This window comes from Streptomyces sp. NPDC014991, assembly GCF_043080665.1.
In the GTDB taxonomy this organism is placed as follows: Bacteria; Actinomycetota; Actinomycetes; order Streptomycetales; family Streptomycetaceae; genus Streptomyces.
Genome location: NZ_JBIBVY010000018.1, coordinates 37,594 through 63,267, shown reverse-complemented (window position 1 = coordinate 63,267; position 25,674 = coordinate 37,594). Strand labels below are relative to the sequence as shown.

General features: G+C 72.9%; 27 protein-coding genes and 1 riboswitch. Of the genes, 12 read left to right on the top strand and 15 right to left on the bottom strand.

Features of this window, described 5'->3' with window-relative positions:
- Positions 1-953 precede the first annotated feature (953 nt).
- The 4 genes from ACF1BE_RS25530 to bioB all read right to left on the bottom strand — a co-directional run bounded on the left by ACF1BE_RS25530 (position 954) and on the right by bioB (position 4,923).
- Complete coding sequence (locus tag ACF1BE_RS25530; RefSeq protein ID WP_392201351.1) at positions 954-1,646, bottom strand: class I SAM-dependent methyltransferase; 693 nt, start codon at positions 1,644-1,646, stop codon at positions 954-956.
- A gap of 125 nt (positions 1,647-1,771) precedes the next feature.
- The gene (bioD, locus tag ACF1BE_RS25525; RefSeq protein ID WP_392201350.1) at positions 1,772-2,488 is read right to left on the bottom strand and encodes a dethiobiotin synthase; all 717 of its coding nucleotides are present in this window, start codon (positions 2,486-2,488) and stop codon (positions 1,772-1,774) included.
- Between the two features lies 1 nt (position 2,489).
- Positions 2,490-3,770 (bottom strand): adenosylmethionine--8-amino-7-oxononanoate transaminase, encoded by a 1,281-nt coding sequence (locus ACF1BE_RS25520; RefSeq protein ID WP_392201349.1) that lies wholly within the window; start codon positions 3,768-3,770, stop codon positions 2,490-2,492.
- Entirely contained in the window at positions 3,763-4,923 is a 1,161-nt protein-coding gene (gene bioB, locus ACF1BE_RS25515; RefSeq protein ID WP_392201348.1) for a biotin synthase BioB, read from the bottom strand. Before bioB ends, ACF1BE_RS25520 begins: the two co-directional genes overlap by 8 nt.
- A 147-nt stretch (positions 4,924-5,070) precedes the next feature.
- On the opposite strand from bioB, the gene ACF1BE_RS25510 reads away from it, so the two are divergent.
- Positions 5,071-6,198, top strand: coding sequence for an 8-amino-7-oxononanoate synthase (locus ACF1BE_RS25510; RefSeq protein WP_392201347.1), 1,128 nt, complete (start codon positions 5,071-5,073; stop codon positions 6,196-6,198).
- A 57-nt stretch (positions 6,199-6,255) separates the two neighbouring features.
- Here ACF1BE_RS25510 and ACF1BE_RS25505 read toward each other — a convergent pair whose 3' ends face one another.
- The gene (locus ACF1BE_RS25505) at positions 6,256-6,477 is read right to left on the bottom strand and encodes a DUF397 domain-containing protein (RefSeq protein ID WP_392201346.1); all 222 of its coding nucleotides are present in this window, start codon (positions 6,475-6,477) and stop codon (positions 6,256-6,258) included.
- 9 nt (positions 6,478-6,486) lie between these two features.
- Complete coding sequence (locus tag ACF1BE_RS25500) at positions 6,487-7,347, bottom strand: helix-turn-helix domain-containing protein (protein ID WP_392201345.1); 861 nt, start codon at positions 7,345-7,347, stop codon at positions 6,487-6,489.
- A gap of 214 nt (positions 7,348-7,561) precedes the next feature.
- Between ACF1BE_RS25500 and ACF1BE_RS25495 the strand changes: the two genes are divergently transcribed.
- Positions 7,562-8,020: an ATP-binding protein gene (locus ACF1BE_RS25495; RefSeq protein WP_392201344.1), complete on the top strand. Its 459-nt coding sequence runs from the start codon at positions 7,562-7,564 to the stop codon at positions 8,018-8,020.
- A 165-nt stretch (positions 8,021-8,185) separates the two neighbouring features.
- Here the strand turns inward: ACF1BE_RS25495 and ACF1BE_RS25490 are convergent, their stop codons facing one another.
- The 3 genes from ACF1BE_RS25490 to ACF1BE_RS25480 all read right to left on the bottom strand — a co-directional run bounded on the left by ACF1BE_RS25490 (position 8,186) and on the right by ACF1BE_RS25480 (position 10,185).
- On the bottom strand, positions 8,186-8,659 hold the full coding sequence (locus ACF1BE_RS25490; RefSeq protein WP_121789957.1) for a C40 family peptidase: 474 nt from the start codon (positions 8,657-8,659) through the stop codon (positions 8,186-8,188).
- 2 nt (positions 8,660-8,661) lie between these two features.
- Positions 8,662-8,799: riboswitch (cyclic di-AMP (ydaO/yuaA leader) on the bottom strand.
- 436 nt (positions 8,800-9,235) lie between these two features.
- Positions 9,236-9,541: a hypothetical protein gene (locus ACF1BE_RS25485; RefSeq protein ID WP_392201450.1), complete on the bottom strand. Its 306-nt coding sequence runs from the start codon at positions 9,539-9,541 to the stop codon at positions 9,236-9,238.
- Between the two features lie 8 nt (positions 9,542-9,549).
- Positions 9,550-10,185 carry an ATP-dependent Clp protease proteolytic subunit gene (locus ACF1BE_RS25480; RefSeq protein WP_392201343.1) on the bottom strand — a complete coding sequence of 212 codons (636 nt, stop codon included), beginning with the start codon at positions 10,183-10,185 and terminating at the stop codon, positions 9,550-9,552.
- A 180-nt stretch (positions 10,186-10,365) separates the two neighbouring features.
- Here ACF1BE_RS25480 and ACF1BE_RS25475 point away from each other — a divergent pair, with 180 nt between their 5' ends.
- The 8 genes from ACF1BE_RS25475 to ACF1BE_RS25440 all read left to right on the top strand — a co-directional run bounded on the left by ACF1BE_RS25475 (position 10,366) and on the right by ACF1BE_RS25440 (position 17,170).
- Positions 10,366-10,644 (top strand): type II toxin-antitoxin system Phd/YefM family antitoxin, encoded by a 279-nt coding sequence (locus tag ACF1BE_RS25475; RefSeq protein ID WP_392201342.1) that lies wholly within the window; start codon positions 10,366-10,368, stop codon positions 10,642-10,644.
- A gap of 239 nt (positions 10,645-10,883) precedes the next feature.
- A complete protein-coding gene (locus tag ACF1BE_RS25470) occupies positions 10,884-11,186 on the top strand; it encodes an urease subunit gamma (RefSeq protein WP_392201341.1) in 303 nt (100 codons plus the stop codon).
- An 11-nt stretch (positions 11,187-11,197) separates the two neighbouring features.
- A complete protein-coding gene (locus ACF1BE_RS25465) occupies positions 11,198-11,509 on the top strand; it encodes an urease subunit beta (RefSeq protein ID WP_392201340.1) in 312 nt (103 codons plus the stop codon).
- The gene (locus ACF1BE_RS25460) at positions 11,502-13,223 is read left to right on the top strand and encodes an urease subunit alpha (protein WP_392201339.1); all 1,722 of its coding nucleotides are present in this window, start codon (positions 11,502-11,504) and stop codon (positions 13,221-13,223) included. Before ACF1BE_RS25465 ends, ACF1BE_RS25460 begins: the two co-directional genes overlap by 8 nt.
- The gene (locus ACF1BE_RS25455) at positions 13,223-13,897 is read left to right on the top strand and encodes an urease accessory protein UreF (RefSeq protein ID WP_392201338.1); all 675 of its coding nucleotides are present in this window, start codon (positions 13,223-13,225) and stop codon (positions 13,895-13,897) included. Before ACF1BE_RS25460 ends, ACF1BE_RS25455 begins: the two co-directional genes overlap by 1 nt.
- A gap of 95 nt (positions 13,898-13,992) precedes the next feature.
- On the top strand, positions 13,993-14,670 hold the full coding sequence (ureG, locus tag ACF1BE_RS25450; protein ID WP_392201337.1) for an urease accessory protein UreG: 678 nt from the start codon (positions 13,993-13,995) through the stop codon (positions 14,668-14,670).
- On the top strand, positions 14,658-15,437 hold the full coding sequence (locus ACF1BE_RS25445; RefSeq protein WP_392201336.1) for an urease accessory protein UreD: 780 nt from the start codon (positions 14,658-14,660) through the stop codon (positions 15,435-15,437). The genes ureG and ACF1BE_RS25445 overlap by 13 nt, the downstream gene beginning before the upstream one ends.
- A gap of 137 nt (positions 15,438-15,574) precedes the next feature.
- On the top strand, positions 15,575-17,170 hold the full coding sequence (locus ACF1BE_RS25440; protein ID WP_392201335.1) for an alpha/beta hydrolase: 1,596 nt from the start codon (positions 15,575-15,577) through the stop codon (positions 17,168-17,170).
- 75 nt (positions 17,171-17,245) lie between these two features.
- Here the strand turns inward: ACF1BE_RS25440 and ACF1BE_RS25435 are convergent, their stop codons facing one another.
- The 5 genes from ACF1BE_RS25435 to ACF1BE_RS25415 all read right to left on the bottom strand — a co-directional run bounded on the left by ACF1BE_RS25435 (position 17,246) and on the right by ACF1BE_RS25415 (position 21,613).
- Positions 17,246-17,965, bottom strand: coding sequence for a lysophospholipid acyltransferase family protein (locus tag ACF1BE_RS25435; protein WP_392201334.1), 720 nt, complete (start codon positions 17,963-17,965; stop codon positions 17,246-17,248).
- Positions 17,966-18,313: 348 nt separating this feature from the next.
- A complete protein-coding gene (locus tag ACF1BE_RS25430; protein WP_392201333.1) occupies positions 18,314-19,096 on the bottom strand; it encodes an ABC transporter permease in 783 nt (260 codons plus the stop codon).
- Complete coding sequence (locus tag ACF1BE_RS25425) at positions 19,093-20,091, bottom strand: ATP-binding cassette domain-containing protein (RefSeq protein WP_392201449.1); 999 nt, start codon at positions 20,089-20,091, stop codon at positions 19,093-19,095. Before ACF1BE_RS25425 ends, ACF1BE_RS25430 begins: the two co-directional genes overlap by 4 nt.
- A gap of 79 nt (positions 20,092-20,170) precedes the next feature.
- Positions 20,171-21,016 (bottom strand): DUF4097 domain-containing protein, encoded by an 846-nt coding sequence (locus tag ACF1BE_RS25420; RefSeq protein WP_392201332.1) that lies wholly within the window; start codon positions 21,014-21,016, stop codon positions 20,171-20,173.
- Between the two features lie 78 nt (positions 21,017-21,094).
- Positions 21,095-21,613, bottom strand: coding sequence for a toxin-antitoxin system HicB family antitoxin (locus tag ACF1BE_RS25415; protein ID WP_392201331.1), 519 nt, complete (start codon positions 21,611-21,613; stop codon positions 21,095-21,097).
- A 616-nt stretch (positions 21,614-22,229) separates the two neighbouring features.
- Between ACF1BE_RS25415 and ACF1BE_RS25410 the strand changes: the two genes are divergently transcribed.
- A complete protein-coding gene (locus ACF1BE_RS25410; protein WP_392201330.1) occupies positions 22,230-22,574 on the top strand; it encodes a helix-turn-helix domain-containing protein in 345 nt (114 codons plus the stop codon).
- Between the two features lie 142 nt (positions 22,575-22,716).
- On the opposite strand, the gene ACF1BE_RS25405 is transcribed toward ACF1BE_RS25410, so the two are convergent.
- A complete protein-coding gene (locus tag ACF1BE_RS25405) occupies positions 22,717-24,429 on the bottom strand; it encodes a SpoIIE family protein phosphatase (RefSeq protein WP_392201329.1) in 1,713 nt (570 codons plus the stop codon).
- A 749-nt stretch (positions 24,430-25,178) separates the two neighbouring features.
- Here ACF1BE_RS25405 and ACF1BE_RS25400 point away from each other — a divergent pair.
- Positions 25,179-25,589 carry a DUF6153 family protein gene (locus ACF1BE_RS25400; protein ID WP_392201448.1) on the top strand — a complete coding sequence of 137 codons (411 nt, stop codon included), beginning with the start codon at positions 25,179-25,181 and terminating at the stop codon, positions 25,587-25,589.
- Positions 25,590-25,674 lie beyond the last annotated feature (85 nt).

Here is a 25,674-nt window from a genome sequence, read left to right as displayed (position 1 = left end):
CGGCGGGGCGGCCGGTGGGCGTGCGCCCGGTGGGGCGGCTCGGTCAGGGGGGCCGCGAAGGTGCGCGGGCGCCTGGCGGGCGGCCAGTCGGTAGCCGCCGGTGGGACGGAGGTCGGGACGCACCGGCGGGGCGGCCGGTCAGGGCGTGCCCGGGGGTGACGCGGACAGGGGCTCACCGTGGGGCAGCCGGTCAGGGGGTGCCGGTTGAGGTGGGGCTCGGTCGTGGCGCGGCGGTGGGGCGCGGTGAGCGTGCGCCCGGCGGGGCGGCCGGTCGGGGGCGCCTGGCGGGGCAGCTCCTGAGGGGGCACCCGTTGGGGGGGGTGACGGTCACCGCGCGCCCGGTGGGGCGGCCGGTGTCCGGGCGCCTGACGGAGGCCGGTCAGGGGCACTGGTGCGGCGGCTCGGTCCGGGGGTACCGGCGGAGTTCCCGGTGATCGTGCGCCTGGCGTGCGCCGGTGAGCGTGCGCCTGACGGCGGCCGGTCAGGAGGCGGCCGGCGGGGCGGCTCGGCAGCAGGCATCGGTGGGGCGGCTCCCTGAGGGGGCACCCGAGGGGGTGACGGTCACCGCGCGCCCGGTGGGGCGGCCGGTGAGCGTGCGCCTGGCGGGCGGCCCGGTCAGGAGGCACTCGTGGGCTGCCGGTGAGCGTGCGCCAGGCGGGGCTGCGATGACAACGCGCCTCGCGGGGAGGTCGGTCAGGGGGTGCCTGGCGGAGTGGCTCGGCAGCAGGCACCGGTGGGGCTGCCGGTGACCGCGCGCCTGGCGGGGCTGCCGGCCGAGCGCCTGGCGGGGCGCCGGTCAGCGTGCGCCCGGTGGGGCGGCTCGGTCCGGGGGTGCCCGCGGGGTTGCCGGTGACCGCGCGCCTGGCGGGGCGGCTCGGTCGGGAGACGCTCGTGGGGCTTGCCGGTGAGCACACGCCTGAGGCCGCCGGCCGAGCGCCTGGCGGGGTTGCCCGTCAGCGTGTGTCCGGCTCGGCCGGCCGCCAGGCGACACCCAGCACCCCGTACGGGACCGGCAGTCTCGGCCCGTGCTGCGGCAGGGACAGCCGCCGGTACGGGCCGAGTTCGAGACCTGCCGCGCGGAGGGCGGCGACCGGTTCCCGGGCCAGATGGCAGCCACCCGTCAGGGCGGGCCACACGGTGCGGTCCAGGGCCTGCTGGCTCAGGGTCACCGCCCGGCCGCCGCCCCGCCCGTGCTCGAGGAACCGCACCTCGCCGCCGGGCCGGAGGACCCGCCGTACCTCGTCGAGCGCCCGCGCGACGTCCCGCACGCTGCACAGCACCAGCGACAGCACCGCGGCGTCGAACGCCTCGCTCCCGGCCGGCAGGGCCTCCGCCACGCCGGGGACCACGTCGACCGGGACCCGGGCGCGCAGCGCGGCCTCCAGCGCCAACCGCCTCAGCAGCGGCTCCGGTTCCACCGCGACGACCTCCGCGACGGTACCGGGATAGTGCCGGAAGCTCAGTCCGTTGCCGGCGCCGACCTCGATCACCCGGCCGGACAGCCCGGCGAGCAGCCGCTCCCGCACGCCGGCGAGCCCGAGCCGGGTCTCGGCACCCACACTGACCCGGGCGTAGCAACGGGCGAACAGCGGATGGCGGACGTCACCCCGGGCCACCTGGCCGGAACGGGTGGACAGCAACCGCATGGCAACCTCCCGGACGGGACGAACCCAGGGGAAGTCTCCCCCGGAACCCACCGCGCATCCCGCCGACCGGCATCCACATCGCATCCGGGTCTGCGGGGGCCGCCGCTCCCGTAGCACCGGCCCCGTTACGGTGCCTCGCGGATCTGGAACGCCTCCGCGTCCCACGTGCCGTCGAGCCGGGGAGCCAGCCAGGCCGGTGCTGCCGTGCGGAACTCGGCGGGCGGCAGGGATCCGGCCCCGGCGGGCAGGGCGCCGAGGAGCGGGGCGCCGGCGACCTCCGGCAGGTCGGCCACGTTGCAGCGGGTGGCCAGGTCGGGGGAGCGGGGCCAGCTGCCGATCACCACGCCGGCCGGCTCCAGTTCCCGGCGCCGCAGTTCGCGCACCGTCAGCTCCGTCGCGTTGAGCGTGCCGAGCCCGGCCTGCGCCACGATCAGCACCGGCGCGCCCAGCAGCCGGGCCGCGTCGGCCAGCGTGCCGCCGGCCGCGTCGAACCGGACGAGCAGCCCACCCGCCCCCTCGACCAGCACCAGATCGTGCTCGGTGGCCAGTTTGGCGGCCCGCTCGGCGACCTCGTGCGGATGCACCGGCGCCCTCCCGGCCCGCCGGGCCGCCGTGCCCGGTGCCAACGGGTCGGGGTAGCGGGCTAGTTCGGCGGCCGTGACGGGACCGGCGAGTCGCGCGACCTCGTCGGCGTCCCCGCGCTCGTCGGGCCGTACGCCCGTCTGGGCGGCCTTCAGCACGGCCACCGAGCGCCCGGCCGCGAGCGCCGCGGCGGCGACGGCGGCGGTGGTGACGGTCTTGCCGACCTCCGTGCCCGTCCCCGTGATCACCAGTACCGGCATCTCAACCCTCCCGCGCCGCGGCGCACACCGCGCGCGCGATCCGTGCCACGTCCTCGTCCGAGGTGACGTACGGCGGCATCGTGTAGACCAGGTCGCGGAACGGGCGCAGCCACACGCCCTCCCGCACGGCGGCGTCGGTGGCGGCCCGCATGTCGACCGAGTGGTCGAGCTGGACGACGCCGATGGCGCCGAGGACGCGGACGTCCCGCACCCCGGGCAGCTCGCGCGCCGGCGCCAGGCCCGCCCGCAGGCCCGCCTCGATGCGCCTGACCTCCGACAGCCAGTCCTGCCGCAGCAGCAGCTCCACGGAGGCGCAGGCCACGGCCGCCGCCAGCGGGTTGCCCATGAACGTCGGGCCGTGCGCGAGCACCGGCACCTCGCCGCGTGAGATGCCGTCGGCGATCCGCGCGGTGCACAGGGTGGCCGCCATCGTCAGATAGCCGCCGGTCAGTGCCTTGCCGACGCACATCACGTCCGGGCTGACGCCCGCGTGGCCGGCCGCGAACAGCGCGCCGGTGCGCCCGAATCCGGTGGCGATCTCGTCGAACACGAGCAGTACGTCGTGGGCGTCGCACGCCTCGCGCAGCACCCGCAGGTAGGCGGGGGAGTGGAAGCGCATGCCGCCCGCGCCCTGCACCACCGGCTCCACGATCACCGCGGCCAGCTCGTCCGCGTGCCGGGCGACCAGCTCGCGCAGCTGCTCGGCGTAGGACTCGTCGTACTCCGCGGGCGGCGCGTCCGCGAACACCTGGCGCGGGAGCACGCCGGTCCACAGCTCGTGCATGCCGCCCTCCGGGTCGCACACCGACATCGGCTGCCAGGTGTCCCCGTGGTAGCCGCCCCGCCAGGTCATCAGGCGCTGTTTGCCCGGCCGGCCGAGCGAACGCCAGTACTGGAGGCACATCTTCACCGCGACCTCGACCGACACGGACCCCGAGTCGGCCAGGAACACGTGCTCCAGGCCGTCCGGCGACATGTCGACAAGGAGCTTCGCGAGCCGGACGGCGGGCTCGTGGGTGAGCCCGCCGAACATGACGTGGCTCATCCGGCCGAGCTGCTCGCGCGCGGCCTCGTTCAGCACCGGGTGGTTGTAGCCGTGGATGGCCGACCACCACGACGACATGCCGTCGACCAGCTCGCCGGAGCCGTCGGCCAGCCGCAGCCGGACCCCGCTCGCGGCCTCCACCACGAGCGGCTCGGCACGTCCGGGCATCGGTCCGTACGGATGCCACACATGCCGCCGGTCCAGCTCCAGCAGTTCCGCCACGCCGAGGTCAGGCATTGGGCGCGAGGTCCGTCCCGGCGCCCCGGCGGCGGACGGCGACGAGATCGGTCCGCGGCTCCCGCGCCGCCGGAGCGGCGGCCGTGGCCGGCCCGCAGACGCCGCCCTCGTGGCAGCCCCCGCCGCCCTCGTGGCAGCCCCCGGCGTCCGACCGGTGCTCCGGCAGCGTCACCTCGTCGGCGCCCTCCACCTCGAACCCGGCATCCGCGATCATCTCCAGGTCGGCCTTGCCGGCCTGTCCCTCGCTGGTCAGGTAGTCACCGAGGAAGATGGAGTTGGCCAGGTGCAGCGCGAGCGGCTGCATCGTGCGCAGATGCACCTCGCGGCCGCCCGCGATGCGGACCTCCACGTCCGGGCAGACGAACCGGACCATCGCGAGGATGCGCAGGCAGCGCTGCGGGGTGAGGTTCCACTCCTTGGCCAGCGGGGTGCCCTCGAACGGGATGAGGAAGTTCACCGGAACGGAGTCGGGGTCCAGCTCGCGCAGCGAGAAGACGACGTCGACGAGGTCCTCGTCGGTCTCGCCCATGCCCGCGATGAGACCCGAGCAGGCGGACAGTCCGGCGGCGTGCGCCTTCTGCACCGTTTCCACTCGATCGGCGTACGTGTGGGTGGTGGTGATGTCCGCGTAGGTCGACTCCGAGGTGTTCAGGTTGTGGTTGTAGGCGTCCGCGCCGGCTTCGCGCAGCCGCTCGGCCTGACCGTCGGAGAGCAGGCCCAGGCAGGCGCACACCTCGACGCCCTGGTTCTGCTCCTTGATCGCCTTGATGGTGTCCGAGACGCGGTCCACGTCCCGGTCCGTCGGACCCCGCCCGCTGGCCACCAGGCAGACCCGCTTGGCGCCGCCGGCGAGGCCGGCGGCGGCGGCCTCGGAGGCCTCGTCCGGCTTGAGCCAGGTGTACTTCAGGATGCCGGCCTCGGAGCCGAGCCGCTGGGAGCAGTACGAGCAGTCCTCCGGGCACAGGCCCGACTTGAGGTTCACCAGGTAGTTGAGTTTCACCCGTCGCCCGAACCAGTGCCGGCGCACCTTGCCGGCCGCGGCCACCACATCGAGCAGGTCGTCGTCGGAGGTGGCCAGAACGGCGAGCGCTTCCTCGCGGGTCGGCAGCTCGCGCCGAAGCCCCTTGTCCACCAGCGTGTTCAGCAGGTCCATGAGGCCCGATCCTGTCCTACGGGACCGCCCGGGGCCAAGGAGAGTTTGCACAACGGAGACGGTTCACCGTGTGGGTATTGCCACACACTGGGCGGCTGGTCGTGCCGCTAAGGTCTGTCCGCTACCTACAAAAGCACCGGAGGACCCATGGCGTTCGGCTGGATCGACGAGCAGGCCGAGGCGCGTCGCCGCGCCGGACTCGTCCGCACCCTGCGCCCGCGCCCCGCCGATTCCCCGCTGCTGGACCTGGCGAGCAACGACTACCTGGGTCTGGCCCACCATCCGGAGGTCACCGAGGGAGCGGCCCGGGCCGCCCGGACCTGGGGCGGCGGCTCCACCGGGTCCCGGCTGGTGACCGGCACCACCGAGCTGCACACCGAGCTGGAGCGCGCGCTGGCCGCGTTCTGCGGGTTCGAGGCGGCCCTGGTCTTCTCCTCCGGCTACGCCGCGAACCTGGCCGCGGTCACCGCCCTCGGCCCGCACGGTTCGCTGATCGTCTCCGACGCGGGCAACCACGCCTCGCTCATCGACGGCTGCCGGCTCGCCCGGGGCGGCACGCAGGTCGTCGGGCACGCCGACCCGGAGGCCGTGCGCAAGGCGCTCGGCACGCACGGGGGAGCGGCGATCGTCGTCTCCGACACGGTGTTCTCGGTCGACGGGGACCGGGCGCCGCTGGCCGCGCTGGCCGCCGCGTGCCGGGAGTTCGGCGCCGGGCTGGTCGTGGACGACGCCCACGGGCTCGGTGTGCTGGGCGACGGCGGCCGGGGCGCGCCGTACGCGGCCGGGCTCGCCGGCGCCGGTGACGTGGTCGTCACGGCGACCCTGTCCAAGTCGCTGGGCAGCCAGGGCGGGGTGGTGCTCGGGCCGGCCCGGGTGATCGACCACCTGGTCAACGCGGCCCGCACGTTCATCTTCGACACGGGTCTGGCGCCCGCGGCGGCCGGTGCCGCGCTGGCCGCGCTGCGGCTGCTGGAACGCGAGCCGGAACGGGCGGGGCGAGCCCGTGAGGTGGCCGCGGAACTGCACGCACGGCTGACCGCCGCGGGTCTGGAGGCGGTACGTCCGGACGCCGCGGTGGTCTCCGTGCGGGCTCCGTCCCCGGAGCAGGCGGTGCGCTGGGCGGCCGACTGCCGTACGGCGGGCCTGTCCGTGGGCTGTTTCCGTCCTCCCTCCGTGCCCGACGGCATCTCACGGCTCCGGCTGACCGCCCGCGCGGACCTGTCCGGGGCCGAGATCGACCGCGCTGTACGAGTCATCGGCGAGACGCGACCATGAGTCGGCGTGACACGGCCGTGTGCCGCCGGAGAACGATGAGGAAGCGACCGGTTCCGATCAGAGTGCGGTGATGAATCCCGCCCAGCTGCCGACGGAGAAGAGCAGCGCCGGTCCGGCCGGGTTCTTCGAGTCGCGCACGGCGAGCAGCCCGGCTCCGGGGCCGGAGCGCGGCCGGGCCGTCTCCACGCAGTTGTTGGCGCCCGTGCTGTAGCTGCTGCGCAGCCAGCGCACGTCGTGCAGGTCGGTACTGGCAGGGACGTTCCGAGGCGATGCGGGCATGGTGCCTCCTTACGCGCCATCACCTATTGCGGCGATGTAGTCCAACGAGTCCTCGGGGGAAAGGGCGTGGAACTGAAGGGTGTGGAAGGCCTCGGTGTAGGCCACCAGGTCTTCTTTCCGTTCCAGGTAGAGGCTACTCGTCAACTGGTCGAGAACGACTACATCCAGATCGGAAGTGCTCGGAAATGAGAAGATAACGAAAGGCCCGGTGAGGCCGATATGCGCCCCGGCCGTGAAGGGCAGGATCTGGAGTCGTACCTGGGGCAGGGAGGCGGCCTCCATCAACCGCTCCAGCTGACGGGACATCACCCCGGGGCCACCGACCTCGCGGCGCAGCACCGCCTCGTCCAGTACGGCGCTCAGCGTCAGCGGCGGATCCGCGCGCAACACGTCCTGCCTGGCCAGACGCACCTCCACCAGCGTGTCCAGCCGGTCCTCGTCCAGGTCCTTCACGGCCGCCCGGGTCACCGCGCGGGCGTACTCGGCGGTCTGGAGCAGACCGGGCACGACCGTGGTCTCCAGGGTGCGCATGGCGCTCGCCTGCGACTCCAGGCTGATGAAATCGCGGTACGTGGGCGGCAGTTCCCCGCGGTAGGCGTGCCACCAGCGGTGCCGCCCGCCCGCGTCCTGCGACCCCGCCAGCATCAGCAGCAACTCGCGCAGGTGTCCGTCGAGGACGCCGTAGGCGTCCAGCAGTAACCGCAGATCGGCCGGTTTCACACCGCTGGCGCCGGTCTCGATGCGGCTCACCTTCGACTGGTGCCAGCCGACGAGCCGGGCCGCCTCGCCGCTCGTGAACCCGGCGCCGGTTCGCAGCCTGCGCAGTTCCGCGCCGAGTTTGCGACGGCGCACTGCCGGACCGTTCTGCATGGGCTCCTCCTTACTCCTTCCGGGCCGCCCACATACGGTTTCGCAGCGCAGAGTTCACCGCTTCGAGCGACAGATATATGCATATCCCGGTGGATCGCTCCCCCTGACCCACCCGTTGGTGGCAGTCTGGCGAACAAGCACCAGTTCCGGGACCGTACTCGAAGCATTCGCTGTATGTCGGACCGCGGTCCCGCGGGAAAGGGACGACGTCGCCATGGCAGACCATCTGGAAGCATCCGTCACTCTGCCGAGCGATCCCGCCTCGGTCTCCGCCGCCCGCTCCTATGTCGTGGGCACCCTCGCGGAGTGGGGCCTGCCCTCGGACACCGAGACGGCCGACACCGTGCGGCTCATCGTCTCGGAGCTGGCCACCAACGCCGTGCAGCACACCCTCGGCCAGTCACCCACCTTCACGGTCGCCCTCGCACTCGACCGGGACGAGCACCTGCGCATCGGCGTAACGGACAGTCATCCCCGCTTCCCGAAGAGACTGCCCGCCGCCGTGCAGCAGGACAACGGCCGCGGCATGGTCATCATCCGCTGGCTCACCGCGGAGCACGGCGGCAGACTCCGTGTCCGCCCCACCCGTGAGGGCGGCAAGACGGTCTGCATCGAACTGCCCTGGACGCTGCCGGCCGCCCCGTTACCGGCAGGCGGACCGCGGGAGCCGTGAGCGTCGTGGCCGCCCGGCCGGCTCCGTGGGGCACGTGACGGCCCCGGGCCGCCCGCGGGCTGCGGGCGGGCACCGGGGCGGCGCTACGGCGCTCGGAGCGGGCCTGGCGCCCGGAGCCGGCCGTTTCACCGGGGCCGGCGCCGCCGCTCCCGCTCCCCGGCCGGGTCAGCTGACCCGGCCGTACCAGACGCTCCTGGTCCAGATCTTCTGGAGCCTCACCACGTCACCGGTCTTCGGGGCGTGCCAGATCTTGCCGTGGCCCGCGTAGATGCCGACGTGGTACACGTTGGAACCCGAGTGGAAGAACACCAGGTCGCCCGCCTTGCGGCTGCGGGCGGAGATGTGGTGGGTCTTGTTGTACTGCTGGGCGGCGGTGCGCGGCAGCTTCTTGCCCACCTTCTTGAAGGAGTAGAGGGTCAGTCCCGAGCAGTCGAACCTGCGCGGTCCTGTGGCGCCCCACTTGTACGGTGCACCCTTCTTGGAGGCCGCGACCTTGAGTGCCTTCGTCGCCATCGTCGCGGCGGACGCGTCGGTGGCGAGGCCGGGCACTGCGATCGAGCCGCCCACGGCGGCGAGGGTGAGGGCCGAGGCCGTGCCGGCTCGGGCCATCAGCGACGGGACACGATTGAGCGCAGTCATGCGCAACCCTTCGTCAGCCGCCTGTGAAGGATGACCTGTCGGATTCGGGCTGGCGAAGTTGCCCGGCCGCGTTGCCACGGCTTCACCCCAAGGGCTGCTCGGAACCCCGCCCGTCCGCGTCGAGCAGACGAACATGTGTTCCGGCGACCCGTCTTGCCTGGGTCCTCCACTCCTGCCGATCCACTCCTGTCGACCGGTCATCCGGGCGGCGGCAGGACTCGGCGTCCGCCCGGATCGCCCCGCCGCGGTGGCGGGGGCTTGTCGTCAGTCAGGGATCTTGACCTACAACTGTCGGAAAATCCCAACGGAATCGGGGATTTGTGGTTTTACTCACCACTCACCCGTTCGGGTGGACGTCGGTGTGTTCGAGCCACCGTCAGCACCCGTGCGTATGCCCGGACCTGGGGCTAAACGCTTTCCGGCGCAGACTGAATCCACGTGCCGCACAAGTCGGGAAGCCCGAAAATCATTCTGGATGTCCATCGGATGGGCGTACGTCGTTCGGGCCGTTTCAAGTCCGGCCCGAACGGTAGGCGTCGACACGGCTTGCCCCGTCCAGCGGGTCGGGTGTCCCCCTCAGCCGACGGTGTCGGGCGGGAGCGCGACGCGAGCGGTGCGGCGCTCACCGTCCAGCACGCGCAAGGCCCGTGCCAGCGTGTCCCCGTGCAGCTCCCTCTCGCCCCGCTGGTGCATCACCTCGAGCGCGTCCCGCAGCTCTGCCGCCTTGCGCACCAGGGCCTGGGCCGCACGCAGCCCGTGGTACGTGTCCCCGTGCCGGGCCGGATTGACGCGGCCCAGCAGGTCGGCCGCCTCCAGGTAACGGTCGATCAGGTCACCTTCGGCCCGGGTCAGCGCGGGCAGCGGTGGCAGGTCCGGCGGCATCGGGGCGCTCACCTCGCGTCCGGTGCGCCGGGCGCGTCCCGGCGGCTGGGCACGATGTGGTCCACCAGGCCGTAGGCGAGGGCCCCGGGGGCGTCCAGGAAGAGGTCCCGCTCCAGATCCTCGTGCACCTGCCCGGCCGTGCGCCCCGTGTGCCGGACGAGCATCTCCGCCAGCAGCGCGCGTACCCGGGTCAGTTCCTCGGCCTCGATGAGGAGATCACTGGGCTGGCCGCGCAACGGTTCGGGCAGCCCGGGCTGTTCGATCAGCATGCGCGCGCCGGGCAGCGCGGACCGCTTGCCCGGCGCGCCGGCCGCGAGCAGCACCGCGGCGGTGGAGGAGGCCTGTCCCAGACAGTACGTCGCCACGTCGCAGCTGATGTAGCGCATGGTGTCGTAGATCGTGGTCATGGCGTGGAAGGGACCGCCCGGCGAGTTGACGTACAGCGTGATGTCCCGGTCCGGGGCCGCGTGTTCGAGGTACATGAGCTGCGCCGTCACGTCGCTCGCGGCGGCGTCGTCGACCGGGGTGCCGAGGAAGACGATCCGGGACTCGAAGAGCTTGCCGTACGGGTCGAACGTACGGGCGCCGCTTCCCGTGCGTTCGGTGAACTCGGGCAGGACATGGCGGGCGAACGGTCGGGACATGGGCACACCCCTCTCACGGCGGACCGACTCCGGTCCGCTCTCTGTAAAAAATGTACAGGACGTACAGAAGCGGGGGGGAGTGCGTCGACGGACACGCCGCCCGCCATGGCGGGGCCCGGGGCGGCGGGCCGCGGCTGCCGGGCCGGCCGGCCCCGCGGGGATGCCCCGTAAGCTGGTGGTATGGCCTACGAGATTCCGGTGACGCAAGCCAGGGCTGAACTCGCCGACCTGATCAACCGGGTCGTGTACGGCGGTGAGCGTGTCGTCGTGACGCGGCACGGCAAGCCCCTGGTCGCCCTGGTCTCGGCCGCCGACCTGGAGCGCCTCGACGCCCTCGACGAGCCGGACGACGAGCGGATCGTCAGCTCGGTGTCGTTGGTGCGCGAGAGCGGGCCCGGCGGGCGCGAGCAGCAGCGCTTCGGGATAGCGGCCGAGCACCGGGGGCCGGGCATGTCGTGAGGCGTGCCGCGGAGTGAGCCGGTATGGCGAAGCCCATCGCACGGTCATACGCCGATCAAGGCCTGGTTAACGTCGCTGAAACTCCGGCGTTCTAGCCTGCCGCTCCACGCCATCAGGGGGTTGTCTGCCCGGGATCGACGACGATCCGGGCATTTGTCTGCGTGCTACACCTGTCCCCGTCGCGGTGGCTGCGGCAACCGGACCCCGCACGGTCCGGAGCAAGGACGGTGAGGTGGGACGTGCAACTGACCCCGCACGAGCAAGAGAGGCTGCTGATCCATGTGGCGGCCGACGTGGCCGAGAAGCGCAGGGCTCGCGGGCTCCGGCTCAACCACCCGGAAGCAGTCGCCCTCATCACGTCGCACATCCTGGAGGGCGCTCGGGACGGCCGTACCGTCGCCGAGCTGATGTCCTCCGGCCGCAAGCTGCTGAGCAGGGACGACGTCATGCAGGGGGTCGCCGAGATGATCCACGACGTCCAGGTCGAGGCCACCTTCCCGGACGGCACCAAGCTCGTCACCGTGCACGAGCCGATCTTCTGAGGGGCGCCGCGATGATTCCCGGAGAGATCCTGTTCGCGGACGGCCCCGTCGTCGTCAACGAGGGCCGCGAGGTCACTCGCCTGACCGTCCTCAACGCCGCCGACCGGCCCGTCCAGGTCGGCTCGCACTACCACTTCGCCGAGGCCAACCCCGGCCTGGAGTTCGACCGTGCCGCCGCGCGCGGCAGGCGGCTGGACGTCGCCGCCGGCACCGCCGTCCGCTTCGAGCCCGGCATCCCCGTCGAGGTCGCGCTCGTCCCCCTCGCCGGCGCCCGGATCGTGCCGGGCCTGCGCGGCGAGACCGGGGGTGCCCTCGATGCCTGAGATGTCCCGTGGTGCCTACGCCGACCTGTTCGGCCCCACCACCGGCGACCGCATCCGGCTCGCCGACACCGACCTGCTGATCGAGATCGAGGAGGACCGCTCCCGTGGCCTCGGCGGTTCCGGGGACGAGGCGGTCTTCGGCGGCGGCAAGGTCATCCGCGAGTCCATGGGCCAGTCCCGCGCCACCCGGGCCGAGGGCACCCCCGACACCGTGATCACCGGTGCCGTCGTCGTCGACCACTGGGGCGTCGTCAAGGCCGACGTCGGCATCCGCGACGGCCGGATCACCGCCCTCGGCAAGGCCGGCAACCCGGACACCATGGACGGCGTCCACCCCGACCTCGTCATCGGCCCCGAGACCGAGATCATCGCGGGCAACGGACGCATCCTCACCGCCGGTGCCATCGACGCCCACGTCCACTTCATCTGCCCCCAGGTCGCCGACGAGGCGCTGGCCTCCGGCATCACCACCCTGGTCGGCGGCGGCACCGGCCCCGCCGAGGGCTCCAAGGCGACCACCGTGACACCCGGCCCCTGGCACCTGGCCCGCATGCTGGAGGCGATGGAGGCCTACCCGGTCAATGTCGGCCTCCTCGGCAAGGGCAACACCGTCAGCCACGAGGCGATGCTCTCCCAGATCCGCGGCGGCGCCGTCGGCCTGAAGCTGCACGAGGACTGGGGATCCACCCCGGCCGTCATCGACGCCGCGCTCACCGTGGCCGACCGCACCGGCATCCAGGTCGCCATCCACACCGACACCCTGAACGAGGCCGGGTTCGTCGGCGACACCCTTGCCGCCATCGCGGGCCGGGGCATCCACTCGTACCACACCGAGGGCGCCGGTGGCGGCCACGCACCGGACATCATGACGGTCGTCTCCCAGCCCAACGTCCTGCCCAGCTCCACGAACCCGACCCGGCCCTTCACCGTCAACACGACCGAGGAACACCTCGACATGCTGATGGTGTGCCACCACCTCAACCCGGCCGTCCCGGAGGACCTGGCGTTCGCCGAGTCCCGCATCCGCCCCTCCACCATCGGCGCGGAGGACATCCTCCACGACCTCGGCGCGATCTCCGTCATCTCCTCCGACTCCCAGGCCATGGGGCGGGTGGGCGAGGTCATCCTGCGCACCTGGCAGACGGCCCATGTCATGAAGCGGCGGCGGGGAGCGCTGCCCGGCGACGGACACGCCGACAACCACCGCGTCCGGCGCTACGTCGCCAAGTACACGATCAACCCGGCGCTCGCCCAGGGCCTCGGCAGCCTGATCGGCTCCGTGGAGAACGGCAAGCTCGCCGACCTGGTGCTGTGGGAGCCCGCGTTCTTCGGGGTCAAGCCGCTCCTCGTGCTCAAGGGCGGACAGATCGCGTACGCGCAGATGGGTGACGCCAACGCCTCCATCCCGACCCCGCAGCCGATCCTGCCCCGGCCGATGTACGGCGCGATCGGCAGGGCCCCGGCCGCCAACTCCGTCAACTTCGTGGCCGGCCCGGCGATCGAGGACGGGCTGCCGGAACGGCTGGGGCTGGGCAAGCGGTTCGCGGCGATCGACTCCACGCGTGCGGTCACCAAGGCCGACATGCGCGAGAACGACGCCCGGCCGGACGTCCGTATCGACCCCGACAGTTTCGCCGTGCGGATCGACGGTGAACTGGTCGAGGCCACCCCGGCCGTCGAACTGCCCATGGCCCAGCGTTACTTCCTCTTCTGATGTCCAGGGCAGCCCTGCTCGTCCTGGCCGACGGCCGCTTCCCCGCCGGAGGACACGCGCACTCCGGCGGGGCGGAGGCCGCCGTCAGAGCGGGCCGCATCACCGACGCCGCGAGCCTGGAGGACTTCTGCCGGGGCCGGCTGCACACCGCCGGGCTGGTCGCGGGAGCGCTGGCGGCCGCCGCCGTACTCGGCGCGGAGCCGGCGGAGCTGGATGCCGCGGCCGACGCCCGTACACCGTCGCCCGCCCTGCGGACCGCTGCCCGGCGGCTCGGGCGCCAGCTGCTGCGGGCCACGCGGGCGAGCTGGCCGTGCGGCGAACTCGACGCACTGGCGCGACGGTTCCCGAAGGGGGCGCACCAGCCGGTGGTCCTCGGTGTCGCCGCACGGGCCGCCGGACTGGGCCCGGACGACGCGGCGCACTGCGCGGTGTACGAGAGCGTGAGCGGCCCGGCGACGGCCACCGTGCGTCTGCTGAGTCTCGACCCGTTCGACGCGACCGGAGTGCTGGCCCGGCTGGCACCCGAGCTGGACCGTGTCGCGGACCGGGCCGTGGCGGCGGCCCGGCGGGTGGCCGACGAAGGCGTCGACGCCCTGCCGGCCGCCTCCGCACCTCTGCTGGAGGTCGGCGCCGAGTGGCACGCGGCCTGGCCGGTGCGGCTTTTCGCGTCCTGACGCCCCCGGTCCTCAGTGTCCTGCCGCCCCTCCGCCGCCGTCCCCGGGCACCGGACGGGCCGAGCGAACCACCCCTTGTCCCCCAGGAGCCGCACATGCACCTCGACCACACCCACGACGGTCCGGCCGCCCTCAGCGCCGACGCCCACCGTCCCGACGGAAGGCGCCGCGCCCTGCGCATCGGACTCGGCGGCCCTGTCGGTTCCGGCAAGACCGCCACCGTCGCCGCGCTCTGCCGGGTGCTGCGCGACGAGCTGTCCCTCGCCGTCGTCACCAATGACATCTACACCCGCGAGGACGCCGAGTTCCTGCTCCGGGAGGCTGTGCTGCCGCCCGAGCGGATCACCGCCGTGGAGACGGGCGCCTGCCCCCACACAGCGATCCGCGACGACATCTCCGCCAACCTGGAGGCCGTGGAGGACCTGGAGGACGCCGTCGGTCCGCTGGATCTGATCCTCGTCGAGTCCGGCGGTGACAATCTCACCGCGACCTTCTCCAAGGGGCTCGTGGACGCCCAGGTCTTCGTCATCGACGTCGCCGGCGGTGACGACATCCCGCGCAAGGGCGGTCCCGGCGTCACCACCGCCGACCTCCTCGTGGTCAACAAGACGGATCTCGCCCCGTACGTCGGCTCGGACCTCGCCCGGATGGCCGCCGACGCCGAGGCCCAGCGGGCCGGACTGCCGGTGGTGTTCCAGTCGTTGCGGGGCGGGACCGGCGTCGCCGACGTGGCCGCGTGGGTCCGCGAGCGGCTCGCCGCGTGGACGGCGTGACCCTCGCCGGCGTCCGGGCGAGCGCCCGTGTGGTCGCCCGCGCCGACGGCCGCGGCGGTACGGCCCTGCCCGTCCTGGACGGCGAGGGCCCGCTGGCGCTGCGCCGTACCCGCGCGGCCGGGCCCGGGGCGCGGGTCATGGTCGTCGGCGCGATGAGCGGTCCGCTCGGCGGCGACCGCTTCACGCTGGCCGCGCGGGTGGAGCAGGGCGCCCGGCTGCACGTCGGATCGGCCGCCGCCACGATCGCGCTGCCCGGACAGACCGAGCACGAAGCACGCTACGACGTACGGCTCGACGTGGCCGACGGGGGCGAACTGCGCTGGCTGCCCGAGCAGTTGATCTCGGCCGGTGGCAGCGACCTGTACGTCACCACCCGGGCCGAACTCGGCGCAGACGCCCGGCTCGTGCTGCGTGAGGAGCAGGTGCTCGGGCGGGCCGGGGAGCAGCCCGGGCGGCTCACCAGCCGGCTGACCGTACGGGTCGCGGGCCGTACGGTGCTGGACCAGGAGCTGGCCTGCGGGCCCGGCGCGCCGGGCGGCTGGGACGGGCCGGCCGTGCTCGCCGGGCATCGGGCGGTCGGTCAACTCGTGGTGGTGTGCCCGGAGTTCGCCGACGATCCGCCGGCCACGCGGATGCTGGGGGAGTGCGCCGCGCTGGTGCCGCTCGCCGGGCCCGCCGTGCTCGTCAGCGCGGTCGCCCCCGACGCGCTGCGGTTGCGGCGGCTGCTGGACGCGGCGCTGGACCGGCTGGACCGGCTCGGCCGGTGAACAGGGCCCCGCTCAGCGAGACTTGATCATCCGGTTATCGGATTGGTAAAGATGGGCGGCAAACCCTGTCCCGAACCGGCTCACAACCGAGAGGATCCCCGCCTGACCACTCGCAGCAAGTACGGGGAGGGGCCCACTTGAGGGAGAACCGACCGAAGAGCCGCCTGTTGGCGTTCGGTTCCGCCGGAGTACTCGTCACCGCCACCCTGATCGCCGGGGCGGTGTCGGCGCCCACCGCCGGTGCCGCCGGCCGGCCCGGACCCGACCGGGAGGCCAAGGGCGCCGCGACAGCCGCCGCCCGCGCCGCCCGGGCCGGCATCGACTGGCAGGACTGCCCCACCGGCTGGGGGCTCGCCAAGCCCATCCAGTGCGGCTGGGTCAGCGTGCCGCTCGACTACGCCCACCCCTACGGCAAGCAGATCAAGCTCGCCGTGGACCGCATCGGCAACACCGGCACCCCGCAGGAGCGCCAGGGCGCCCTCGTCTACAACCCCGGCGGCCCCGGCGGCTCCGGACTGCGCTTCCCGACCCGGGTCACCAACAAGAACGCCGTCTGGGCGAAGGTCGCCAAGGCCTACGACTTCGTCGGCTTCGACCCGCGCGGCGTCGGCCACTCGGCGCCCATCTCCTGCGTGGACCCGCAGGAGTTCGTCAAGGCGCCCAAGGCCGACCCGGTGCCGGACAGCGAGGCCGACAAGACCGCGCAGCGCAAGCTGGCCCGCGAGTACGCGGAGGGCTGCGGCGAGCACAGCGGCGCGATGCTGCCGCACATGACGACGCCGAACACCGCCCGCGACCTCGACGTCATCCGCGCCGCGCTGGGCGAAAAGAAGATCAACTACCTCGGCGTCTCCTACGGCACCTACCTCGGCGCCGTCTACGGCACCCTCTTCCCGGGCCACCTGCGCCGGATGATCGTGGACAGCGTCGTCGACCCCTCCCGCGAGAACATCTGGTACCAGGCCAACCTGAACCAGGACATCGCCTTCGAGGGCCGCTGGAAGGACTGGGAGAACTGGGTCGCCGCGAACGACGCCGCCTTCCACCTCGGCACCACCCGCGCCGCCGTCCAGGACAAGTGGCTCCAGCTGCGCGCCACCGCCAAGAAGAACCCCATCGGCGGGCTCGTCGGCCCGGCCGAGCTGATCTCCTTCTTCCAGAGCGCCCCGTACTACGACTCCTCGTGGGTGCCGGTCGCCACGGTGTTCAGCAAGTACGTCGCCGGTGACACCCAGGCGCTGGTCGACGCCGCCGCCCCGGACCTGTCGGACACCGCGGGCAACATCGCCTCGGAGAACTCCAACGCCGTCTACACGGCCGTCGAGTGCGCCGACGCCAAGTGGCCCACCAGCTGGCACACGTGGGACCGGGACAACACCCGGCTCAACAAGAGCTACCCGTTCATGACCTGGGCGAACGCCTGGATGAACCTGCCGTGCGCCACCTGGCCGGCCAAGCAGCACCACCCGCTGGAGGTCAGGACCCACCATGGCCTGCCGAAGGTCCTGATCGTGCAGTCGACCCGGGACGCGGCCACCCCGTACGCGGGCGCCGTCGAGCTGCACCACCGCTTCAAGGGCTCCCGCCTGATCACCGAGAAGGACGCGGGCTCCCACGGCGTGACCGGCCTGGTCAACCCGTGCATCAACCAGCGCGTCGACGCCTACCTGATCGACGGCGCGCTGGACGGCTCGGACGTGACCTGCGCCCCGCACGCCACGCCCAAGCCGTAACCGCACCGGCACGGTGACGAGGGGCGGCCGGGCCACCGGCCGCCCCTCCGCCGTGCCCGGCGCCGGAAGACCGGTTCAGCGGCGCCCGCGCAAGCCGCGCTCCCGCCCGCGCTTCCCGGCCGCCTGCCGCTCCTTGACGACGGCCGCGTACTCGTCGACGTACTCCTGCCCGGACAGTGCCAGGACCGCGTACATGATCTCGTCGGTGACGGCCCGCAGTACCGCCTTCTCCTGCTCCATGCCTGCGTAGCGGGAGAAGTCCAGGGGCCGGCCGAAGCGGATGGTGACCGGGCGGATCCGGGGGACGACCCGGCCGGGCGGCTGTGCCTCGAACGTGCCGATCATCGCGCAGGGCACCACCGGGACCCCGGCCCTGAGCGCCATCACGGCCACACCCACCTTGCCCTTGTACAGCCGGCCGTCGTGCGAGCGGGTGCCCTCCGGATAGACGCCGAGCAACTCGCCCCTGCCCAGCACGCCGAGGCCCTCGCGGATCGCCGTCCGGCCCGCCTCCTTGCCGGAACGGTCCACCGGGATCTGCCCGGCGCCGCGGAAGAAGAACGCGGTGAGCCGGCCCTTCACGCCGGGCCCGGTGAAGTACTCCGCCTTGGCGAGGAACGTGATGCGGCGTTTCAGGATCGCCGGCATCAGGAAGTGGTCGGAGAAGGACAGATGGTTGCCGGCGATGATCGCCGCCCCCGAAGCGGGCACATGCTCCAGGCCCTCGATCCGGGGCCGGAAGACCAGTCTGAGCCAAGGCCCCAGCAGCACGTACTTGAGCAGGTAGTAGAACACGGCTCACTCCCAGGTCGGGTCAGGCGTCACGGACGGAGATGGGCTCACGCGTACCTGTCGTCAGGCTGCCCGTTCGCCAGGATGTGAAGCCGTCGTGGTGCCCGGTCGGGCCGTCGGCGCCGGGATGCCGGGCGGTCGGTCTCCGTGGACCGCCGGCCTCCACCCTGAGGAGTACGACGGCGCCCCGCCTGGTCCGGCGTCACGGGAGGGAACCGACGGCGGCCGCACGAGCGGCGGGAGCGGTCGCCGCTCGTGCGGCCGCGCCGGCCCTGCTCGCCACGCACCTGGAGACGGGCCTGCCGGTGTCACCTCCGGCACGGAGCGGCGTGCCCACGACGCGCCGGGCTCTCAGCGTTTGGTGGTGCTGTTGAACAGCGAGCGCGACCAGACGTAGCCGAACAGGGCGATACCGGCGCACCAGCCGAGCGAGATCCAGCCGTCGGCGCCGATCTCCGAGCCGGAGAGCAGGCCGCGCAGTGTCTCGGTCATCGGCGTGAACGGCTGGTACTCGGCGAACCAGCGCAGGCCCGGTGACATCGAGCCGGCCGGCACGAACGCGGAGCCGAGGAACGGCAGGAACTGGACCAGCAGCGGTTTGTTGCTCGCGGACTCGACGGTCTTGGAGATCAGGCCGAACGCCGCCGCCAGCCAGGTCACCGCGAACGCGATGGCCGTGAGGAGGCCGGCGGCGGCAAGCCACTCCAGCGGGCTCGCGTCCGACCGGAAACCGAGGGCGAGTGCCACCGCCACGACCAGGACGACACTCACCATCGTCTGGATGACGCTGCCGATGACATGGCCCGTCATGAACGACGAACGCGTGATGTTCATGGTGCGGAATCGGTTGATGATGCCCTCGGTCATGTCGGAGCAGACCGCGATCGAGGTGGACATCGCCCCGGAGGCCACCCCCATGATGACGATGCCGGGCGTCAGGTACTCCAGGTAGGCGTCCCGGCCGCCGCCCATTCCGGCTCCGATCGAGTCCCCGAAGGCGTACACGAACAGCAGCAGCATCAGGATCGGGGTCATGGAGGCGCCGAGCGACACGGCAGGATAGCGGAGCGCATGCCTGAGGTTGCGCCGCAGCATCGTCATGGAGTCGTGCACGGCGTAGGTGAGGGCGCTCATCGCAGGGTCTCCTTCAGGTGCGGCTGGGTGCCGGTTCCGGTGGTGCCGTCACCGGTCAGGGCGAGGAACACGTCATCGAGGTCGGGGGTGTGCACGGAGAGGTCGGCGGCCCGGACACCGGCGGCGTCGAGCCGGTCGAGCAGGGCGCGCAGCGCGTCGAGACCGCCGTCGCCCGCCACGCGCAGGGCGAGGTCGTCGTCGTCGCGGGCCGCGCCGGGGAAGGCGGTGGCCGCGCGCTCGTACTCGGCGGGGCCGGTGAACCGCAGCCGTACGTGACTGCCGGGGATCTGCGCCTTGAGTTCGCCGGCGGTGCCCTCGGCGACGATGCGGCCGCCGTCGAGCACGGCGATCCGGTCGGCCAGCTGGTCGGCCTCCTCCAGGTACTGGGTGGTGAGGAAGACGGTGGTGCCGCCCGCGACCAGCGAGCGGACCGTGTCCCACATGGTGCGGCGGCTGCGTGGGTCGAGCCCGGTCGTCGGCTCGTCCAGGAAGATCACCTGGGGGTCGCCGACCAGCGTCATGGCGAGGTCGAGCCGGCGCCGCATACCGCCGGAGAAGGTCGCCGCCCGCTTGCCCGCGACGTCCGCGATGTCGAACCGTCGGAGCAACTCCTCGGCCCGGGAGCGTCCTTCACGCTTGCCCAGGTGCAGCAGGTCGGCCATGAGGAGCAGGTTCTCCTCGGCGGTGAGCAGGTCGTCGAGCGCGGCGAACTGCCCGGTGACGCCGATCGCGGCGCGCACCCCGTCCGGTGACGTGACGATGTCGTGGCCCGCGACCTGGGCCCGGCCGCCGTCGGCGGCGATGAGCGTGGACAGGATCTGCACGGTGGTGGTCTTCCCGGCGCCGTTGGGCCCGAGCAGCGCGAACACGGACCCGGCCGGGATGGTCAGATCGATGCCGTCGAGGACGGTCGCGTCGCCGTACGACTTGCGCAGACCGACGGCGGAGACGGCGGGAGGCGACTGCGGACCGTCGCCCCGCCTGGACGTGGGCATGACAGATGAAGGCATGGAGCCCTCCCGTTCGAAAGGCTGACGTGACGATGGCGGAGTGGGGGGTGCGCGGGGCCGGGGCTCAGATACGGGCGCGGCGCACGTCGATGTTGCCGTAGCGGGTCCGGGCGCGGACCTCGACGGTGTCCTCGGTGTTTCCCGGGGTGCCGGAGGCGGTGAGCGTGTTGCGTACCTGCCCGTGGCCGGAGCTGACGTCGAGCCAGGCGGCGGTGCCCTCACGGACACCGACCTCGATGGCGCCGTAGGACGTCTCCAGCTGCACGGTGCCGCGCGCGACCTCGACGACACGCAGGGTGCCGTGGGCGGTGGTGGCGGTGACCGAGCCCTCGGCGCGCGCGATGTCGATGTCACCGTTGGCGCCGCTCACCCGCAGCTCGCCGGCCGCGGCGCCGACGGTCGTGGTGCCGTGCGAGTTCTTCAGGACTGCGGGGCCGTCGACGGTGCCGACGCGCAGGCTGCCGGAGCTGGTGGCGATCTCGGCCATGCCCTCGACCCGGTCGACGGTGATCGAGCCGTGGGAGGCGGTCAGATGGAGCGGCCCGGTCGTGTCGAGGCGGACGTCACCGGACGAGGTCTTCACGCGCACCTCGCCGAGCCGGCCCTCGCCGAGCACCTGCACCCAGGAACCGGTCATGTCGACGTGCGAGCCCGTGGGCAGTTCGACCGTCACGTCGACGGTGCCGGCGCGCCCGACGAGACTGCGGTGCTTGGGCGTCCTGACCGTCAGGACGCCGCTCGCGTACGTGACCTCGGTCTGGGCCGCCGCCCGCACGTCCTGGTCCCGCTTCGGGTCGCGGGGCAGCACCTCGACGACCGTGTCGAGGCGGTCGCCCGCGGCGAACCGGATGGAACCCGCGTACACGTGGGCGGTGGCCGAAACCGGTTCGGGAGTGTCGAAAGAAGGCATGACTGTACCGTCCTCATGGGTCTTCGGATCGTCCCCGCTGGTGGGACGTGGTGTGTGGGTGAAGTGGGGCGGGTGCGGTCAGCGCACCCAGCCCGTGAAGCTCTGGCCGATGGTGTGGGTCTTCTCCGTCGTGCGCGGTCGCGCGCCGCTGTCGACCGCGGCCGACACGGCCCGGACCAGCCACGCGTTGACCGACAGGCCCTCGCGGCTCGCGGCCTCCTCGGCGCGCGCCTTCAGGTGGGCCGGCAGACGAAGGTTGACGCGAGCGGTGCCGCCCTCGTCGGCGTCGGCGGGGGCCTGTGCCCTGGGCGGTTCGGCGGGTGCGGCGACCGCTTCCGTGGCGCCGGCGCCGGTGGGCGGCGGCGTCACCACGAAGTCGGGGTCCAGCCCGCGCAGCCGTACGTCGACCGAGCCGGGGGCGAGGTCGCGCGTGACTTCGTCCATCGCGGCGGACAGCACGTGGAGCATGGTCAGCCGGGTCGCCGACTCCAGGGGAGCGGTGAGCCGCTCCGCCAGCTCGCGGGCTTCCTTCCCGCCGGCTTCGGCGGCCACCGCGAGTTCCCGGCGCAGGGCTTCGACATAGGGGGTGAGGTCCATGGCGCCATCATGGCGTCAAAGTGGTGCCATACGCAAGCCCGGTTGGTGTTTCGCTTGGGAGGGGCCGAAGGGCGGGGTGATACAACGCCGAGTGGCAGGGGGTGGTGTCAGATGGTGCCACGTGGCATCACTCGGGACCGCAGGAAGCTTCGGGTCGCACGAGTGACAGAAGTGCGGGCTCAGAGCATGGAGAAAATCTGTCGCGGCGGCGATAGACATTGCCCTGTCGCTGGGCTACTGTTGTCGACGTAGCCAAGAAGTCCACGTGGGCACGGCAGAGACGAACTGCCGCGCATGCAGGTCGAGCAGGACGTGACCCGAAAGGTCGCGAGCAGTACCCGCGGTATCCAGTAGTACGAACCAAGTAGCGAAAGTAAGGAGCAGACGCCATCAGGATCGCCCGGGCGAGGAAGTAGTCCGCCCGGGTACCGCAGGCCCCGGATTGGAAGGTGGTCCCCGGTCACGCATCCGCGATCCCCGCAGCCCCGCCCTCCCAGGCGGAGCCTGTGGACAGACAACGCCGGCGAAGTCTGCCGGTAGATGGTGTTGAAAGCTCGGGGCCCGGGTGCCGTACGGCACCCGGGCCCCCCGATGCGTCCCCGGGAAGAAGAGGTCTATGCCCCCTCGCAGTACCCGCGCCGTCGACAGCCTCGACGATGACGACTACCCCGCCTACACCATGGGCCGGGCCGCCGAGATGCTCGGCACCACTCCCGCCTTCCTCCGCGCACTGGGCGAACACCGCCTGATCACCCCCCTGCGCTCGGAGGGCGGTCACCGCCGCTTCTCCCGCTACCAGCTGCGCGTCGCCGCCCGCGCGCGCGAACTCGTCGACCAGGGCACCCCGATCGAGGCCGCCTGCCGCATCGTCATCCTCGAGGACCAGCTCGAGGAAGCTCAGCGCATCAACGCGCAGCTGCTTGCCCGGAGCGGCGAGTCGCGGACGAAGACCGCGGTCTGACCGGGACCCCCGAACCCCGGACCCGGCCGCCGGCAGGCAGATGTCAACGCCCGCCGGTGGCCGGATTCGGTCTCGGCGCGTCTCGGCGCTGTTTCCGTTCCGCTCACTCGTCGCCCGGTGCCGCCGTTCCGCCCGGGACCGTTCACAGGGGCGGCCGCACGGCCAGGAGGGCGACGTCGTCCAAACCGGGCGGATGGACGCGGCGCAGCAGCTCGTCGGTGAAGGATTCCAGAGAACGGTGGGCGAGGGCGGCGGCGTGCTGGCGCAGCCGGTCCAGGCCGTCGTCCAGAGTCTGCCCGGGCGCTTCGACCATGCCGTCCGTGTACAGCAACAGGGTCGATCCGGGCGGCAGCAGGACCGAGGCGTCGGGGCGGGCGGCGTTGACTCCCGTTCCCAGGAGAAGTCCGTGGCCGTCGGTGAGGTAGGACGCCAGACCGTCTCGGGTGACGAGCAGGGGCGGCGGATGGCCGGCGTTGGTCCAGGACAGCACCCAGTCTCCGCCGCCGTCCCGGACCACCCGGGCCATGACGAGGGTGGCCATGGTGACGTCGGTGATGGGCATCATCGCCTCATCCAGCCGTCCGACGATGCGGCTGGGGGGTTCCGCGTGCGACCAGGCGTAGGCGCGCAGCATGTTGCGCAGCTGGGCCATACCGGCCGCGGCCTCCAGGTCGTGGCCCACGACATCCCCGATGACCAGGGCAGTGGCCCCGTCGGACAGGGTGAAGGCGTCGTACCAGTCGCCGCCGACGTGCGAGCCGTCGGGAGCGGGCAGGTAGCGCACGGTCATCTGGAGCCCGGGCACGCGCGGCATCTGCGGCAGCAAGTGGTTCTGCATGGTCTCGGCGACCTTGCGCTGGCGCTGGTAGAGGCGGGCGTTGTCCAGGGCCAGGCCGGCCCGGCGGGCGATGTCCTCGACCAGGGGCAGGTCGGCACCGGTGAAGTTACCGGGCTTCTCGGCCCGGCCCAGGGTGAGCGCACCCAGGACCTCACGGGCCGTGCGTATCGGGGCGATGGCCGCGGAATGGATGCCGGTGACGTCGAACAGGCGGCGCTGCTCCACGGCGATGCCGGAGTCCGGTGGCCCGTGGTAGGTCTCGGGGCCGGCCAGGGTGGAGGCGACGCCGCGCAGGGCCCGGGACAGGGGCATCGGGGACTGCTCGGGCACGGGCGGCATCGGCCCCTGGAGATCCTCGTGGTGCGTCAGACTGTCGCCGTCGGCCTGGACCACGGCGGTGCGCCACACCTCGTCGCGTTCGGTGATCAGGTCGATGACGACCCAGTCCGCCAGTCGGGGCAGTACCAGGCTCACCAGCCTGCGCAGGGTCTCGTCGACCTCCAGGGTGGAGGTCAGCCGGGTGGTGGTCTCGGCCAGCAGAGCCAGGCGTTCGAGCTCGGTCAACGTCTCGACGGCCGGCTGCGAGCGCGCGCCGGAATCCGGCACGGGCTCGGGAGTGTGGAAGACGACGAGCGTGCCGCTCTCACCCGAGGTGAGCGTGTAGGGGCTGATCAGCCAGGAGACGTTCAGCACGGAGCCGTCGGCATGGGCGAAGTGGTCCTCCTCGGCCTGCGCCGGGCGCCCGGCGTGGAACGCCTGCCGCATATTGCACCGAGCGGCGGGCAGGGGCTGTCCCTCCGGCCCGCGGTGCAGCAGGTCGTGGGCGTCGTGGCCGACGAGTTCCCCGGCGGACCGGCCCAGCAGGCGTACGGCGCTGCTGTTGACGACGAGGATGCGGCCCTGCTCGTCCACGACGTACGCGGGCGCCCCGATTGCCTCCAGCGCGCAGGCGGATTCGGCGGGAGGCACTGTCCGGGTCTCCCGTCGACCGGTCTCCGTCTTCTCCGGTTCCGCCATCTCCTCGCCTCCTGGACCATCGAGCTGCCACCCCGCTCGTCGCATCGCACATGTGGCGCGCGCCGGATTCGACACACGCCTGCTTGCCGTATGCCCCGTCACGCGGGCACCTCTCACATCATCCCCTGCTCACCGGTGTCGGCATCGCCACACCCACGGTCCGGCGCACTCTCCGTCGCGCGTGCACGCTCGGCAGTACCGAGTCTCACACCCACCGGCCGGACCCGCTCGCGTGAGCGGTCGAGGAGCAGCAAACCATGAGGGCCGCCGCACACTCCACGGGGCGTACGGTGGCGCGCCCCGGCGCGCGTGCCTCGCTCCACAGGCCTGCGTTCCCTGGGCGTTTCCGCACGCCCGGCGGACACCGGCCGGTGACTTCGTACAGCGACGGTGGGCGACAGCGGCGCCCGAGGGGGGCGGGGCGCCGGGTGCCTGGGTGACGGTTCCGGGCGCCGTGAGCCTTCGTCGGTCCACCGCGGGCCGGCTGCGCGCACGCGTCGCACTCGGCCTTGCGCGTCCGCCGACGGCCGGTGGTCGCGGCCGGGTGGCGCGAACCGGCCCGCTCGGCGGCAGCGGCCGACGGACTGCCCTGCCCCGAACCGACCACACCGCCTGCCCGGAGAGCGCGGAAGTCCGCCCGCCCGGCGCGTCCCCATCCCCCCGTCCTGCCTGAAGCGGGCGGCGACGGCCTCGGTGTGCCTCTGCCCGGTGGTCGTCCTCGGACCCGTACGATGTGGCCGATGTCCCCCATGACCGGTGCCCGACCGCACGCCCCGCTGCCGCCCCGGCCGCGGTGGCGTGGGCTGCTCGTGCTGGCGGTGCTGGCCGGGCTGCTCGGTATGCACGCCCTGGCGCCCGGCGGGGGCACGGGGCACGCGGCGCACGCGGGGCACGTCCGGGCCGCGCGCGGCACGGTCGCCGTCACCGCGCCGGACGACTGCCCGGACGGCGACGGTCGCTGCGGCGGCCACCGGCCGCACCACGCCGACCCCGCCTGCGCCTCCGGCGCGGTGGACGGCGGCCCGCAGCTTCCCCCACCGGTTCCCGGCCCGGTGCACGCCGCCGTGCCCGCCGCCTGCCCACGTCCCGGTCCGGCCACCGCGCCGGAGGGCGCCCGTGCGCCGCCCGACCTGGCCGAACTCCAACTCCTGCGGATCTAGAGGCCGCCCCGGCCGCACACCCGCCAGGCGCGGGTGCCGCGGCCGCGTCACGCGTGCCCGAAATCCCTCGAACAGCAGGAGTTCC

What these genes read in the sequence shown, in the direction of transcription:
- ACF1BE_RS25530 (WP_392201351.1), bottom strand. Translation starts at nt 1,646, where the DNA reads ATGCGGTTGCTGTCCACCCGTTCCGGCCAGGTGGCCCGGGGTGACGTC.
- bioD (WP_392201350.1), bottom strand. Translation starts at nt 2,488, where the DNA reads ATGCCGGTACTGGTGATCACGGGGACGGGCACGGAGGTCGGCAAGACC.
- ACF1BE_RS25520 (WP_392201349.1), bottom strand. Translation starts at nt 3,770, where the DNA reads ATGCCTGACCTCGGCGTGGCGGAACTGCTGGAGCTGGACCGGCGGCAT.
- bioB (WP_392201348.1), bottom strand. Translation starts at nt 4,923, where the DNA reads ATGGACCTGCTGAACACGCTGGTGGACAAGGGGCTTCGGCGCGAGCTG.
- ACF1BE_RS25510 (WP_392201347.1), top strand. Translation starts at nt 5,071, where the DNA reads ATGGCGTTCGGCTGGATCGACGAGCAGGCCGAGGCGCGTCGCCGCGCC.
- ACF1BE_RS25505 (WP_392201346.1), bottom strand. Translation starts at nt 6,477, where the DNA reads ATGCCCGCATCGCCTCGGAACGTCCCTGCCAGTACCGACCTGCACGAC.
- ACF1BE_RS25500 (WP_392201345.1), bottom strand. Translation starts at nt 7,347, where the DNA reads ATGCAGAACGGTCCGGCAGTGCGCCGTCGCAAACTCGGCGCGGAACTG.
- ACF1BE_RS25495 (WP_392201344.1), top strand. Translation starts at nt 7,562, where the DNA reads ATGGCAGACCATCTGGAAGCATCCGTCACTCTGCCGAGCGATCCCGCC.
- ACF1BE_RS25490 (WP_121789957.1), bottom strand. Translation starts at nt 8,659, where the DNA reads ATGACTGCGCTCAATCGTGTCCCGTCGCTGATGGCCCGAGCCGGCACG.
- ACF1BE_RS25485 (WP_392201450.1), bottom strand. Translation starts at nt 9,541, where the DNA reads ATGCCGCCGGACCTGCCACCGCTGCCCGCGCTGACCCGGGCCGAAGGT.
- ACF1BE_RS25480 (WP_392201343.1), bottom strand. Translation starts at nt 10,185, where the DNA reads ATGTCCCGACCGTTCGCCCGCCATGTCCTGCCCGAGTTCACCGAACGC.
- ACF1BE_RS25475 (WP_392201342.1), top strand. Translation starts at nt 10,366, where the DNA reads ATGGCCTACGAGATTCCGGTGACGCAAGCCAGGGCTGAACTCGCCGAC.
- ACF1BE_RS25465 (WP_392201340.1), top strand. Translation starts at nt 11,198, where the DNA reads ATGATTCCCGGAGAGATCCTGTTCGCGGACGGCCCCGTCGTCGTCAAC.
- ACF1BE_RS25460 (WP_392201339.1), top strand. Translation starts at nt 11,502, where the DNA reads ATGCCTGAGATGTCCCGTGGTGCCTACGCCGACCTGTTCGGCCCCACC.
- ACF1BE_RS25455 (WP_392201338.1), top strand. Translation starts at nt 13,223, where the DNA reads ATGTCCAGGGCAGCCCTGCTCGTCCTGGCCGACGGCCGCTTCCCCGCC.
- ureG (WP_392201337.1), top strand. Translation starts at nt 13,993, where the DNA reads ATGCACCTCGACCACACCCACGACGGTCCGGCCGCCCTCAGCGCCGAC.
- ACF1BE_RS25430 (WP_392201333.1), bottom strand. Translation starts at nt 19,096, where the DNA reads ATGAGCGCCCTCACCTACGCCGTGCACGACTCCATGACGATGCTGCGG.
- ACF1BE_RS25425 (WP_392201449.1), bottom strand. Translation starts at nt 20,091, where the DNA reads ATGCCCACGTCCAGGCGGGGCGACGGTCCGCAGTCGCCTCCCGCCGTC.
- ACF1BE_RS25420 (WP_392201332.1), bottom strand. Translation starts at nt 21,016, where the DNA reads ATGCCTTCTTTCGACACTCCCGAACCGGTTTCGGCCACCGCCCACGTG.
- ACF1BE_RS25415 (WP_392201331.1), bottom strand. Translation starts at nt 21,613, where the DNA reads ATGGACCTCACCCCCTATGTCGAAGCCCTGCGCCGGGAACTCGCGGTG.
- ACF1BE_RS25410 (WP_392201330.1), top strand. Translation starts at nt 22,230, where the DNA reads ATGCCCCCTCGCAGTACCCGCGCCGTCGACAGCCTCGACGATGACGAC.
- ACF1BE_RS25405 (WP_392201329.1), bottom strand. Translation starts at nt 24,429, where the DNA reads ATGGCGGAACCGGAGAAGACGGAGACCGGTCGACGGGAGACCCGGACA.
- ACF1BE_RS25400 (WP_392201448.1), top strand. Translation starts at nt 25,179, where the DNA reads ATGACCGGTGCCCGACCGCACGCCCCGCTGCCGCCCCGGCCGCGGTGG.